The sequence below is a fragment of the Microbacterium sp. SCN 69-37 genome (assembly GCF_001724435.1).
In the GTDB taxonomy this organism is placed as follows: Bacteria; Actinomycetota; Actinomycetes; order Actinomycetales; family Microbacteriaceae; genus Microbacterium; species Microbacterium laevaniformans.
The window spans coordinates 1-12472 of sequence record NZ_MEEL01000021.1 but is presented as its reverse complement, the minus strand read 5'-3'; the positions used below and the strand labels follow the sequence as shown (position 1 = coordinate 12472).

The following is a 12472-nucleotide window of genomic DNA, read 5'->3' as shown; positions in this document are numbered from 1 at the left end:
CGCCGTGTCGGTCACGCGTTTCGCGCGGTGTTGCGGAGCGTTCCGAGTCCCGTGATCTCGACCTCGACGGTCTGGCCCGCTTCGAACGGGCCGATGCCGGCGGGCGTCCCGGTGAGGATCACGTCGCCCGGCAGCAGGGTGAAGGCCGCCGACGCGTACGCGATGATGTCCGGCACGGAATGCACCATGTCGGAGATCGGGCCGTCCTGGCGCACCTCCCCGTCGACCCGCGTCACGATGCGCGCACCGGCGTCCAGTTCGAACTCGGTCTCGATCGCCGGTCCGAGCGGGCAGAACGTGTCGAATCCCTTGGCCCGCGCCCACTGGCCGTCCGACTTCTGCAGGTCGCGTGCCGTCACGTCGTTGCCGATGGTGTAGCCGAACACGTAGTCCAGCGCCGCGGATGCCGGGACGTTCTTGGCCACACGACCGATGACGACCGCAAGCTCGCCCTCGAAGTCCGTGCGCTCGGACTGCGGCGGCCGCACGATCGCGTCGCCGGGACCGATGACGGCCGTGTTCGGCTTGAGGAACAGCAGGGGCGCCTCGGGCGCCTCGCCGCCCATCTCGGCGGCGTGGTCGCGGTAGTTCTTGCCGACGCACACGATCTTCGAGCGCGGGATGACCGGTGCGAGCAGCGCGACCTCGCCGAGAGGCACACGCTCCCCCGTCGTCTCGAAACCCGCGAACAGCGGGTCTCCGGCCAAGACGACCAGCTCGGTCTCGTCGACGATGCCGAAGCGGATCGCGTCGTTGTGGCTGAAGCGGACGACCCTCACGCCGCCGGCTCCGCGTCGCTCTCCGGCGCGTCGAGGCGCACGAGCCAGCCGTGCGTGTCTTCGCGGCGCCCGTACTGGATGTCGGTGAGCTCGTCGCGCAGCGACTGTGCGAGCGGGCCGAGAGGCTGCTCGTCGACGAACTCGCGCCCCTTCAGCACACCGATCGGAGCGACCACAGCGGCGGTGCCGCACGCGAACACCTCGACGATGTCGCCGGAGGCCACGCCCGAACGCCACTCGTCGATCGACACCGCACGACCCTCGATCTTGTGACCGCGGTCGGCGGCCAGCTGCAGGATCGAGTCACGGGTGATGCCCTCGAGGATCGAGTCCGACTGCGGCGTGACGATCGTGCCGTCCTTGTAGACGAACACGACGTTCATGCCGCCGAGCTCTTCCACGTTGCGGTCCTGGTCGAGGAAGACGACCTGGTCGCAGCCCTGCTCGTAGGCCTCCGCCTGCGGCAGCAGACTCGCGGCGTAGTTCCCACCCGTCTTCGCCGCGCCCGTGCCCCCCTTGCCCGCGCGTGCGTAGTCCTCGCTGAGCCAGATCGACACCGGCTTCGCGCCGCCCTTGAAGTACGCGCCCACCGGCGAGGCGATCACGTAGTAGCCGACCTTGTTCGCCGGACGCACGCCCAGGAACGCCTCCTTGGCGAACATGAACGGGCGCAGGTACAGGCTCTGGTCGGCGCCGGCGGGTACCCACGCGCCGTCGACGGCGATGAGAGCCTTGAGCGACTCGACGAAGTACTCCACCGGCAGCTCGGGAAGCGCCAGACGCCGTGCGCTGCGCTGCAGGCGACGGCCGTTCTGATCGGGTCGGAAGGTCCAGACCGAGCCGTCGGCGTGACGATACGCCTTGATGCCCTCGAAGATCTCCTGCCCGTAATGCAGCACCGCCGCGGCAGGGTCGAGCGAGAGCGGGCCGTAGGGCTGCACGCGCGGGCGGTGCCATCCGCCGCGCACCGACCAGCAGATGTCGACCATGTGGTCGGTGAAGGTCGTGCCGAAGGCGGGGTCGGCGAGCAGCTGCTCGCGTTCCGCCGCCGACTTCGCGGCGAGGTTGCGGGTGACCGCGAACTCCAGAGGGGCAAGTCCGGCGTCGGGTTCGTAGGTGAGGCTCATGTCGTGTCCTGAGGGTGTGAGCGGTCGGCGTGCGTGCGGCGGTTCCAGGCTACGCCTGGACTGCAGCGACGATGGCGTCGCCGACCTGAGTGGTGGTGCGGGGTGCGGAGCCCCTGTGGGCGATGTCCTCCTCGACGGCGCGGGTGACGCGTGCGGCTTCGTCGGCGAGCCCGAGATGGTCGAGCATGAGGGCGACGGAGAGGATCGCGGCCGTGGGATCGGCCTTCTGCTGTCCTGCGATGTCCGGCGCCGAGCCGTGCACGGGCTCGAACATCGAGGGGAACGCGCCGTCGGGGTTGATGTTCCCCGAAGCGGCGAGGCCGATGCCTCCGGTGACGGCGCCGGCCAAGTCGGTGAGGATGTCTCCGAAGAGGTTGTCGGTGACGATCACGTCGAAGCGGCCCGGGTTTGTGACCAGATAGATGGTGGCCGCGTCGATGTGCACATAGTCTACGGTCACCTCGGGGTGCTCCGACGCCACGGCATCCACGATCCGTTTCCACATGCCGCCGGCGTGAACGAGGACGTTCGTCTTGTGCACGAGCGTCACCTTCTGGCGTCGGCGCTCCGCCTGGGCGAAGGCGTAGCGCACGACGCGCTCGATGCCGAAGGCCGTGTTGACCGAGGTCTCGTTGGCCACCTCGTGCGGCGTACCGGTGCGGATCGATCCGCCGTTGCCGACGTAGGGGCCCTCCGTACCTTCCCGAACGACCACGAAGTCGATCTGCCCGGGATCGGCGAGCGGCCCGGGCGCACCCGGATACAGCTTGGACGGGCGGAGGTTGACGTAGTGGTCGAGCGAGAAGCGCAGCTTCAGGAGCAGTCCGCGCTCGATGTTCGCGTCCTTCAGACGTGGATCGCCCGGCACACCTCCGACGGCACCGAGGAGGATCGCGTCGTGCGCCGCGACGGCGGCGAGATCATCGTCGGTGAGCGTGTCGCCCGTGTCGAGGTAGCGCGCGGCGCCGAGCGAGAAGCGTGTCTTGTCGAAGGTGACCTCGGATGCCGCGGTCACGGCATCGAGCACCTTTTCCGCCTCTGCGACGACCTCGGGACCGATGCCGTCACCCGGAATGACGGCCAGCTTGATGACACGCGACATGGAACTCCTCGACACTGCTCGTACTCGGGCATGCGCGGCGCCGTCGGTGTCGATGTCCGTCGGGACGATCAGTGATCGACGTGGGCGCTGCGGGACCCTTTCAGCGTAGTGGCCGCGATGACCGCGGCGATGGCGACGAGCACGGCTCCGATCACCGCGGTGATGCCGACGCCCGCGTCGAAGGCGTGTGCGGCCGCCGCGCGCAGCGCATCGGCGGTGGCGCCGTCGAGTGAGCCCGCGACCGTCATCGCCCCTGCCAAGGTCTCGCGCGCGGCATCCGCCGCCGCCCCTTCGACCCCCGCCGGAAGCACGATGCCGGTTCGATAGGCCGCCGTCAGGATGCCGCCGAGCACCGCCGTGCCCAAGACGGCGCCCAGCTCGTAGGCCGTCTCCGACACGGCGCTGGCCGCTCCGGCCTTGGCGGGAGGTGCACTGGCGAGAATGAGCTCGTTCGACACCGTCTCGGCGGCACCGATGCCGATGCCGAGCAGGACGAAGGCGGCGATCAGCAGGGCCAGGGCGCCGTCGCCGACCGCGCCGGGGACGAGCAGGTAGGCCACGACCGAGAACGTCAGCGCGACCGGCACGACCACGCGCGCCGAGACGCGCCGCGCGATCGGGACGACGAGAAGACCGGCGACGATCATCGCAGCCATGCCGGGCACCAAAGCGAATCCTGCGTCCATCGGCGACAGGCCGACGATCAGCTGCAGATGCTGCGCGACGAAGTAGAGGAAGCCGACGAGGGACACAACGCTGAGGAGGTTCACCAGCAGCGCGCCGCTGAAGGTGCCGCGCGCGAACAGTCGCATGTCGAGCATGGGCTGCTCCGAGGCGAGCTGGCGGCGCACGAATGCGACCCCGAAGCCGAACCCGGCCGCCGTCAGCACCACCGGCAGCACCCCGAAGCCGTGCACCGCGACCTCCTTGATCGCGTAGACGATCGGCACCATCGTCAGCATCGACAAGGCGATGCTGACCGGGTCGATGCGGCCCGGACGCGGATCGCGACTCTCGGGAACCAGCAGCGGCGCCAGGATCAGCAGCGGGACGAGCACCGGAACCGACATGAGGAACACCGAGCCCCAGGCGAAGTGCTCGAGCAGGATGCCGCCGACGATCGGTCCCAGGGCCGCTCCGGCGGAGAACATCGACGCCCACACCGCGATCGCCATACGGCGTTGGTCGCGGTCGGTGAAGATGCTGCGCAGCAGAGACAGCGTCGACGGCATGAGCATCGCGCCGAACACGCCCATTCCCGCGCGAGCCGCGATCAGCCAGGCTGCGCTGGGAGCGAAGGCGGCCAGCACGGACACGGCGGCGAAGCCCGTCGCACCGATCAGCAGCATCCGTCGACGTCCGAACCGGTCGCCGAGCGTGCCCATCGTCACCAGCAGCCCCGCCAGCACAAGCGGGTAGGCGTCGATGATCCACAGCTGCTGGGCGCTGGAGGGATTCAGGCTCAGAGCGATATCGGGCAGGGCGAAGCTCAGCACCGTGTTGTCCACGGAAACGAGCAGAACCGGCAGCATCAGCACGATCAGTGCGAGCCAGCCGCGCCATCCGACCCGCTTGCCGTTCGACTCGGCCAGGGTGATCTCTTCAGTCAGTGTCATCATTTATAAACCGTCCAGCCGGTATAGTAACAGACATGGACTCCGAGCGCTCGATACGATCGACACCATGAGTCGCCCTCCCCTGGCCCGCGAGAAGGTGCTCGACGCCTTCGAGGCGATCCTCGTGGACGAGGGTGAACGCGCGGCGACGATGGATGCCACGGCGCGCGCAGCCGGGGTCTCCAAAGGTGGCCTGCTCTACCACTTCGCCTCGAAGGAGATGCTCGAGGCGGGCCTGATCGAACGCCTCCAGACCCTCGTCGACGAGGACGTCGCGGCGATGTCGAGCTACCCGGGCGGCCCCATCGCCCACTATCTGCATTCATCCGTCATGTCGAACGACCCGATCGACCGCGTCATCCTCGCCACCTCGCGCCTCGCGCAGGGCGGCAACGGCCACGCCGCCGAGGCATTGCGGGAGGTGCGGGAGAAGTGGGCTGACGCGCTGCGTCCCTACGCCCCCGAGGGCGCGGCGCTCGATCTCGTGATGCTCGTCGGCGACGGCCTGTACTTCAACAACGCCCTGTCGGGCGGATCGATCCCCGGACCGGTCCCCCGCGGCGACGCGCTGAAGGCGCTGGTCGCCCTGGTCGAGCGCGCCGTCCGCTGACCCCCGCATCCCGCCGAGCCGCCACGTTCTCGTCGAACCGCTATGGTTTTGCGCGCTAAACCATAGCGGTTCGGAGGAATCATGGCGGCTCGACGACGGGATGCCGCGGCGCCCCGAAACCCCGCGCCGCGACGTCAGGCTCCGACGATCTCCAGCTGGCGGAAGAGGTCGGCGCCGATCGCCTGTCGCGTGTCGTCGAGGATCGCGTCCGGCACGGGCTGGTCGACCGTGAGAACCGAGAGCGCACGGCCCGAGGCGTCGGGCTGAGCGACGAACAGACCGGCGATGTTGATGCCCGCCTCCCCCAGCTTCTGGCCGTAGATCGCGACGATGCCGGGGCGGTCTGCGTAGCGCATGAGGATGTGGTGCTTCTCGATCGGAACCTCGATCTCGTAGCCGTTGATGCCGACGATCTTGGGGACCATGCGGGTTCCGGCCAGGGTTCCCGCAACCTCGAGCACCGTTCCGTCCGACAGCGTGCCGCGCAGAATCGTGATGTTGCGATAGAGCGGGCTGTCGGCCTCGACGATCAGACGGGTCTCGATGCCGCGCTGCTCGGCGAACAACGGCGCGTTCACGTAGGACACGTTCTCGCTGACGATCTTCGTGAAGATGCCCTTCAGCGCCGCGAGGCGGTAGACGCTGACGTCGTAGGCGGCGAGCTCGCCGCGCACCTCGATGTCCAGGCTCGTGAGGGCGCTGGTCGCAAGGCCGGAGAATACCTGACCGAGCTGCTCGACGAGAGCGATGCCGGGACGCACGAACGGGTCGATGACTCCACCGGCGACGTTAACCGCATCGGGCACGAGGTCGCCTTCGAGGGCGAGTTTGACCGATCGGGCGACGGAGATGCCGGCCTTCTCCTGCGCCTCGTCGGTCGACGCGCCCAGGTGCGGGGTCACCACGACGTTCGGAAGCGACAGCAGCGGGAACGCGGTGCCGTCGGGCTTCGGGGGCTCGCTCGTGAACACGTCGAGTCCGGCGCCGGCGATCTCCCCCGTGGTCAACGCCGTGTAGAGCGCCTCCTCGTCGATGAGTCCACCGCGCGCGACGTTGACGACGTACGCGGTCGGCTTCATGCGCGCGAACTGCGCCGCGCCGATCATGCCGGTCGTCTCGGGCGTCTTCGGCATGTGGATCGTGATGAAGTCACTCTGCGCGAGCAGGTCATCGAGGCTCAGGAGCGTGACGCCGAGCTGCTGGGCGCGCGTCGGCGTGACATACGGGTCGTACGCCACGACCCTCACGCCGAATGCCTGCAGACGAGCGGCGATGAGGGCGCCGATGCGGCCGAGACCGATGATGCCCACGGTCTTCTCGAAGACCTCCGTGCCCGTGAACGAGCTGCGCTTCCAGGCGCCGGCGGCCAGCGACGCGTGAGCGGCGGGGATGTGACGGGCAAGGCTCAGGATGTGCCCGATCGTCAGCTCGGCCGCCGAGATGATGTTGGAGGTCGGCGCGTTGACGACCATGACCCCCGCGGCCGTGGCGGCCTTGATGTCGACGTTGTCGAGTCCGACGCCGGCACGCGCGACGACCTTGAGTATTGGAGCCGCTGCGATCGCCTCGGCATCCACCTTCGTCGCCGATCGGATCAGGATGGCGTGGGCGTCGGCCAGAGCCGACAGGAGCGCGGGACGGTCGGTGCCGTCGACCTGACGGACATCGAAGTCCGGCCCCAGGGCATCGATCGTGGCGGGTGAGAGTTCTTCGGCGATGAGGACGACAGGCTTGGACACAGCGGCAGGACCTTTGCGCAGGATCGGAGCGGGTGGAAGGATGCCAGCCTACCGGTCAGACCCCCCTGCCCCCGACCGTATGACGGCCGGGCAAAAGCGTGGGATCAGCCGAGCATCGACGAGCCGGACGGCCCCACGGTGTAGGTCAGGATGTTCAGCCAGAACACCGCCACGACACACAGACCGGTGATGAGGACGAGGGCGAACTCCCACCACGTCCGCCGCCAACCGACGGCGAAGGCGACGCCGAACGCGATCAGCGGGAAGACGACCGACAGCAGCAGCACGAACCAGCCGTAGGCGTTCAGCGGCTGAGCGCCCGATGCGGCCTGCGAGAGGAAGCCGACGGCGTTCCACACGAAGTACGCGTAGAACAGAACGAACACGACGGAGATGGCGACGATCAGCCAGGTGGGCAGGGCACGCGTGCGGGAGGGCGTGGGGGCGTTCGTGGTCATCGTCCCACCGCCCCGACGAGGATGAACGGCCACGGTACGAGCAGGGCGAGACCGCCGACCAGCAGCAGGACGCGCACCCAGGCCTTCGCGGCGCGGGTGAGGACGAACACCGTGAGGAACCACACCGGCGCCGCCGCGACGGCGAGCCACAGGGCGGCCGCGTACCCGACCGGGCTGACGAGGAACTCTGCCGTGCCCCGCAGACGCAACCCGCCGATGATCCAGCCGATGGTGAACAGCAGGTAAGCGCCGGCGAGGATGCCGAGGGTCACGAGCATCGCATTCGACATCTGCGTCGGCGCGTCGGGCATCGTGACGGTGCCGTCCGCATCGATGTGGCCGACGGTGGTGCTGCCCTTGCCGACGGCCGTGAATCCGTCGGGAAGCACGGCCGGCTCGGGCGCGACCGTCGGGGCGGTCACCGGCTCGGCGGTGGGTCGGTGGCCCACCTCGAGAGTGGGGTCATCGTCGCCGTCCCAGCTCAGGGCGTCGTCATCACGTGGCGTGCTCACCCCGAAAGCGTACTGCGGACGGCGGCCTCGGCCGCCGCCACCACGACCGGGTCGGTGACGTCGTGGCCGCCCGCTCCTCCCCCGGGCCCCGACGGCACGTCGAGACCGGCGACGGCGCGGGCGGACAGATGCACGGCGTCGACGCCCACGGCAACGATGCGCGCGATGTCGCCGACGCGGATGCCGCCGCCGGCCATGATCTCGATACCGGTGTCCGCCGCAACCAGGCGTCGCAGCATATCCGTGCCGTCGACGGAGCGGGCGGCGCCGCCCGAGGTCAGCACGCGATCGACGCCGATCGCCGCGAGCTCGTCGAGGACGGCGAGCGGTGAAGGGGCCGCGTCGATCGCGCGGTGAAACACGAGCGTGCTGTCGCCTGCGGCGGCCCTCCACCTGCGCAGCGCCTGCGCGTCGACCTGCCCGTCGTCGGTCAGCGCACCGACGACGACACCGGCTGCGCCCGCGGCGATCGCTGCCCGGATGTCCGCCGCGACGAGGGTGATCTCGTCGCCGTCGTAGACGAAGCCACCTGCGCGAGGGCGCACGAGCACGTTGACGCGGTCCCCGCCCACGGCGGCGACGGCCGTCTCCACCAACGCGATCGAGGGCGTGAGTCCGCCGACGGCAAGGGCCTGACACAGCTCCAGGCGGTCCGCTCCGGCGGCGATGGCGGCGCGGGCGCCCGCGGCATCCTGAACGGCGATCTCCAACGCGACGGTCATGCCGTCACGCTAGCAAGCGAAAGGCCCGGCCCCCTTGTGTGGGGGCCGGGCCGGTACGGCTTTCGCAAGCCTGCTCGGCGGGTGTGCCGAGGGTCTGGACGAGGTCAGCGCGCGGCGGAGCCCTCGGTGTAGTCGGCGTCCTGCTGCTTCCACGCGAACAGGGCGCGCAGGTCCTTGCCGACGGCCTCGATCGGGTGGGCGGCGGCCTTCGCACGCAGCTCCTGGAACTCGGGAGCTCCGGCATCCTGGTCGCCGATGAAGCGCTCCGCGAACGCGCCGGACTGGATGTCGGCGAGAACGCCCTGCATGTTCTCCTTGACGCGCGGGTCGATGACGCGCGGGCCCGAGACGTAGTCGCCGTACTCGGCGGTGTCGGAGACCGACCAGCGCTGCTTGGCGATGCCGCCCTCCCACATGAGGTCGACGATGAGCTTGAGCTCGTGCAGCACCTCGAAGTAGGCGATCTGCGGCTGATAACCGGCCTCGGTCAGCGTCTCGAAACCGTACTGGACGAGCTGCGACACGCCACCGCAGAGCACGGCCTGCTCACCGAACAGGTCGGTCTCGGTCTCTTCGGTGAACGTGGTCTTGATGACGCCGGCGCGCGTGCCGCCGATCGCCTTCGCGTACGAGAGCGCCGTCGCCCAGGCTTGGCCAGAGGCGTCGCGCTCGACGGCGATGATGTCCGGGATGCCGCGACCGGCGACGAACTCGCGGCGCACGGTGTGACCCGGCGCCTTCGGGGCGACGAGGATCACGTCGACCCCCTCGGGGGCGTCGATGTAGCCGAAGCGGATGTTGAAGCCGTGGGCGAAGGCGAGGGTCTTGCCGGCCGACAGGTTCGGCAGGATGCTCTCGCTGTAGATGCCGCGCTGGTGCTGGTCGGGCGCGAGGATCATGATCAGGTCGGCCCACGCGGTGGCGTCGGCGACGTTCTTCACCTCGAAGCCGTCCTCCTGGGCCTTCGCGATCGACTTCGAGCCGTCCTTCAGCGCGATGACGACCTCGACGCCCGAGTCACGGAGGTTCTGCGCGTGCGCGTGACCCTGCGAGCCGTAGCCGACGATCGCGACCTTCTTGTTCTGGATGACGGACAGGTCGGCGTCGGAGTCGTAGAAGATCTCAGCCATGGTGTGTGTTTCTCCTTGGTTTCTTTCCGGTCGTTGAGCGAGCGCAGCGAGTCGAAACGCCCGCGAAGGTGTCAGCCGCGCAGGACGCGCTCGGTGATGGACTTGCCGCCGCGGCCGATCGCGAGCAGACCCGACTGGGCGAGCTCCTTGATGCCGAAGGGCTCGAGGGCGCGGAGGATGGCGTCGATCTTGCCGCGATCGCCGGTCACCTCGACAACGAGGGCGTCGGTCGCGTAGTCGACGACCGAGGCGCGGAACAGGTTCACGACCTCGATCACGTTGGAGCGCGTCTGATTGTCGGCGCGCACCTTGATGAGCATGTGCTCGCGTTGCACGGATGCCGCCGGCTCCAGCTCGACGATCTTGATGACGTTGATCAGCTTGTTCAGCTGCTTGGTCACCTGCTCGAGCGGCAGCTCCTCGACGTCGACGACGACCGTGATGCGCGACAGGCCGGGCACCTCGGTGACACCCACCGCGAGCGACTCGATGTTGAAGCCGCGGCGCGCGAACAGGCCGGCCACCCGCGTCAGCAGACCCGGCTTGTTCTCGACCAGAAGACTCAGGACATGACGGCTCATCTCAGTCCTCCCCGTCGAAGCTGGGCGCATGGTCGCGGGCATACTGCACGAAGCTGTTGCTCACGCCCTGCGGCACCATCGGCCACACCATCGCGTCGGCCGACACGACGAAGTCGATGACGACGGGCCGGTCGTTCGTCTCCAGTGCCAGCGTGATGGCGGCATCCACCTCTTCGATCTTCTCGACGCGGATGCCGAGGCAGCCGTAGGCGTCGGCGAGCTTCACGAAGTCGGGCACGCGTACCGTGCCGTGACCGGTGTTGAGGTCGGTGTTGGAGTGACGGCCCGCGAAGAACAGCGTCTGCCACTGGCGCACCATGCCGAGACTCGAGTTGTTGATGATCGCGACCTTGATCGGGATGTCGTTCAGGACGCACGTCGCCAGTTCCTGATTGGTCATCTGGAAGCAGCCGTCGCCGTCGATGGCCCACACGACACGGTCGGGCTCGGCGACCTTCGCGCCCATGGCGGCCGGCACCGAGTAGCCCATCGTTCCGGCTCCACCGGAGTTGAGCCATGCGTTGGGCCGCTCGTAGCTGATGAACTGCGCGGCCCACATCTGGTGCTGGCCGACGCCCGCCGCGTAGACGGCCTCGGGTCCGGTGAGCTCGCCGATGCGCTTGATGACGTACTGCGGCGCGAGCAGGCCGTCCTCGGGCTCGGCGTAACCCAGCGGGAACTCGGTGACCAGACCGTCGAGGTAGGCCCACCACTCCGCGATGTCGGGCGTGTGGTCGACGCGGGCGCTCTGGAACGCGGCATCCAGGTCGACGAGCACTTCCTTCAGATCCCCCACGATCGGCACGTCGGCCGTGCGGATCTTCGAGATCTCCGCCGGATCGATGTCGACGTGCACGACCTGCGCGTTCGGAGCGAACTCGTCGGCCTTTCCGGTCACGCGGTCGTCGAAGCGGGCACCCAGCGCGACGATGAGATCGGACTCCTGCAGCGCGAGCACCGCCGGGACCGTGCCGTGCATACCGGGCATGCCGAGGTTCTGCGGGTGCGAGTCGGGGAACGCTCCGCGCGCCATCAGCGTCGTCACGACGGGGGCGCCGGTCGCTTCGGCGAACACGCGCAGCTCCGCCGCCGCACCCGCGCGGATGACGCCGCCGCCGACGTACAGCACGGGCTTCTTGGCGTGCGCGATCAGCTGCGCCGCCGCCTGGATCTGCTTGCCGTGCGCCTTCGTGACCGGGCGGTAGCCGGGCAGCTCGATCTTCGGGGGCCACACGAACGGCGCCGAGGCCTGCTGCGCATCCTTCGTGATGTCGACCAGGACGGGACCGGGGCGCCCCGTGGAGGCGATCTCGAACGCCGCAGCGATCGCGCCGGGGATCTCCTCGGCGCTCTTGACGAGGAAGGAGTGCTTGGTGATCGGCATCGTGATGCCGACGATGTCCGCCTCCTGGAAGGCGTCGGTGCCCATGAGGTGGCTGAACACCTGGCCCGTGATGCAGACGAGGGGCACCGAGTCCATGTAGGCATCGGCGATGGCGGTGACGAGGTTGGTCGCGCCGGGACCGGACGTCGCGATCGCGACGCCGGTGCGGCCGGATGCCGCGGCGTACCCTTCGGCCGCGTGACCGGCGCCCTGCTCGTGGCGGACGAGGATGTGGCGCACCGCCTCATCGTCCATCAGGGGGTCGTAGACCGGCATGATGGCGCCGCCGGGCAGACCGAAGACGTCTGTGACCCCGAGCATGTCGAGGGATCGGACGACGGCCTGGGCTCCGGTCATCACCGGAGCAGCAGCTCCGCGGGCGGGTGGTCGCGGCACGGCCGCGGTGTCGAGAGACATAGTGGTACCTCGGGTGTCAGATGCGTGTGAGGGCGGCTTCCCGCCCTGGGAGTCACGGCCTCAGCCGGTCGTCGCGCCCTCCGCTGCGGAGCGCACGAGTTTCGAGTACTTGGCCAGAACGCCACGGGTGTAGCGCGGGGGAAGCGGCTCCCAGCCGTCACGGCGGGAGTTCAGCTCTGCGTCGTCGACGAGTAGGTCGAGAGTGCGAGCCGCGATATCGACCCGTATCAGATCACCATCGCGCACGAAGGCGATGGGACCTGCGTCCACCGCTTCGGGTGCTATGTGGCCGATG

13 protein-coding genes are annotated in these 12472 nt (G+C 68.9%); 1 reads left to right on the top strand and 12 read right to left on the bottom strand.

Going from position 1 to position 12472, the window contains the following annotated elements:
- Nucleotides 1-11: 11 nt before the first annotated feature.
- From ABS64_RS04665 to ABS64_RS04650, 4 genes are all read right to left on the bottom strand, one after another.
- Nucleotides 12-779 (bottom strand): fumarylacetoacetate hydrolase family protein, encoded by a 768-nt coding sequence (locus tag ABS64_RS04665; protein ID WP_292681347.1) that lies wholly within the window; start codon nucleotides 777-779, stop codon nucleotides 12-14.
- Nucleotides 776-1906, bottom strand: coding sequence for a branched-chain amino acid aminotransferase (locus ABS64_RS04660; protein WP_016465001.1), 1131 nt, complete (start codon nucleotides 1904-1906; stop codon nucleotides 776-778). Before ABS64_RS04660 ends, ABS64_RS04665 begins: the two co-directional genes overlap by 4 nt.
- Before the next feature lie 49 nt (nucleotides 1907-1955).
- Entirely contained in the window at nucleotides 1956-3008 is a 1053-nt protein-coding gene (locus ABS64_RS04655; RefSeq protein WP_292681343.1) for a 3-isopropylmalate dehydrogenase, read from the bottom strand.
- A 68-nt stretch (nucleotides 3009-3076) separates the two neighbouring features.
- Nucleotides 3077-4627, bottom strand: a complete 1551-nt coding sequence (locus tag ABS64_RS04650; protein WP_288119322.1) for an MFS transporter — start codon at nucleotides 4625-4627, stop codon at nucleotides 3077-3079.
- 64 nt (nucleotides 4628-4691) lie between these two features.
- Between ABS64_RS04650 and ABS64_RS04645 the strand changes: the two genes are divergently transcribed.
- Complete coding sequence (locus ABS64_RS04645) at nucleotides 4692-5234, top strand: TetR/AcrR family transcriptional regulator (protein ID WP_005050126.1); 543 nt, start codon at nucleotides 4692-4694, stop codon at nucleotides 5232-5234.
- Between the two features lie 134 nt (nucleotides 5235-5368).
- Here the strand turns inward: ABS64_RS04645 and serA are convergent, their stop codons facing one another.
- From serA to ABS64_RS04605, 8 genes are all read right to left on the bottom strand, one after another.
- Nucleotides 5369-6973: a phosphoglycerate dehydrogenase gene (gene serA, locus ABS64_RS04640; RefSeq protein ID WP_288119313.1), complete on the bottom strand. Its 1605-nt coding sequence runs from the start codon at nucleotides 6971-6973 to the stop codon at nucleotides 5369-5371.
- A gap of 104 nt (nucleotides 6974-7077) precedes the next feature.
- Nucleotides 7078-7431 carry a hypothetical protein gene (locus ABS64_RS04635; RefSeq protein ID WP_005050122.1) on the bottom strand — a complete coding sequence of 118 codons (354 nt, stop codon included), beginning with the start codon at nucleotides 7429-7431 and terminating at the stop codon, nucleotides 7078-7080.
- A complete protein-coding gene (locus ABS64_RS04630; protein ID WP_005050120.1) occupies nucleotides 7428-7943 on the bottom strand; it encodes a hypothetical protein in 516 nt (171 codons plus the stop codon). The genes ABS64_RS04635 and ABS64_RS04630 overlap by 4 nt, the downstream gene beginning before the upstream one ends.
- Nucleotides 7940-8665, bottom strand: a complete 726-nt coding sequence (locus tag ABS64_RS04625) for a copper homeostasis protein CutC (RefSeq protein WP_292681337.1) — start codon at nucleotides 8663-8665, stop codon at nucleotides 7940-7942. Before ABS64_RS04625 ends, ABS64_RS04630 begins: the two co-directional genes overlap by 4 nt.
- Nucleotides 8666-8769: 104 nt before the next feature.
- On the bottom strand, nucleotides 8770-9795 hold the full coding sequence (gene ilvC, locus ABS64_RS04620; RefSeq protein ID WP_292681335.1) for a ketol-acid reductoisomerase: 1026 nt from the start codon (nucleotides 9793-9795) through the stop codon (nucleotides 8770-8772).
- 71 nt (nucleotides 9796-9866) lie between these two features.
- Complete coding sequence (gene ilvN / locus ABS64_RS04615) at nucleotides 9867-10376, bottom strand: acetolactate synthase small subunit (RefSeq protein WP_036290481.1); 510 nt, start codon at nucleotides 10374-10376, stop codon at nucleotides 9867-9869.
- Between the two features lies 1 nt (nucleotide 10377).
- A complete protein-coding gene (locus ABS64_RS04610) occupies nucleotides 10378-12177 on the bottom strand; it encodes an acetolactate synthase large subunit (RefSeq protein WP_036290479.1) in 1800 nt (599 codons plus the stop codon).
- A 60-nt stretch (nucleotides 12178-12237) separates the two neighbouring features.
- A partial coding sequence (locus ABS64_RS04605; RefSeq protein WP_292681322.1) for a dihydroxy-acid dehydratase occupies nucleotides 12238-12472 on the bottom strand: 235 nt, incomplete at its 5' end.

Coding starts and splice junctions, on each gene's coding strand:
- ABS64_RS04660 (WP_016465001.1), bottom strand. CDS start 1,906: ATGAGCCTCACCTACGAACCCGACGCCGGACTTGCCCCTCTGGAGTTC.
- ABS64_RS04655 (WP_292681343.1), bottom strand. CDS start 3,008: ATGTCGCGTGTCATCAAGCTGGCCGTCATTCCGGGTGACGGCATCGGT.
- ABS64_RS04650 (WP_288119322.1), bottom strand. CDS start 4,627: ATGATGACACTGACTGAAGAGATCACCCTGGCCGAGTCGAACGGCAAG.
- ABS64_RS04645 (WP_005050126.1), top strand. CDS start 4,692: ATGAGTCGCCCTCCCCTGGCCCGCGAGAAGGTGCTCGACGCCTTCGAG.
- ABS64_RS04635 (WP_005050122.1), bottom strand. CDS start 7,431: ATGACCACGAACGCCCCCACGCCCTCCCGCACGCGTGCCCTGCCCACC.
- ABS64_RS04625 (WP_292681337.1), bottom strand. CDS start 8,665: ATGACCGTCGCGTTGGAGATCGCCGTTCAGGATGCCGCGGGCGCCCGC.
- ilvC (WP_292681335.1), bottom strand. CDS start 9,795: ATGGCTGAGATCTTCTACGACTCCGACGCCGACCTGTCCGTCATCCAG.
- ilvN (WP_036290481.1), bottom strand. CDS start 10,376: ATGAGCCGTCATGTCCTGAGTCTTCTGGTCGAGAACAAGCCGGGTCTG.
- ABS64_RS04610 (WP_036290479.1), bottom strand. CDS start 12,177: ATGTCTCTCGACACCGCGGCCGTGCCGCGACCACCCGCCCGCGGAGCT.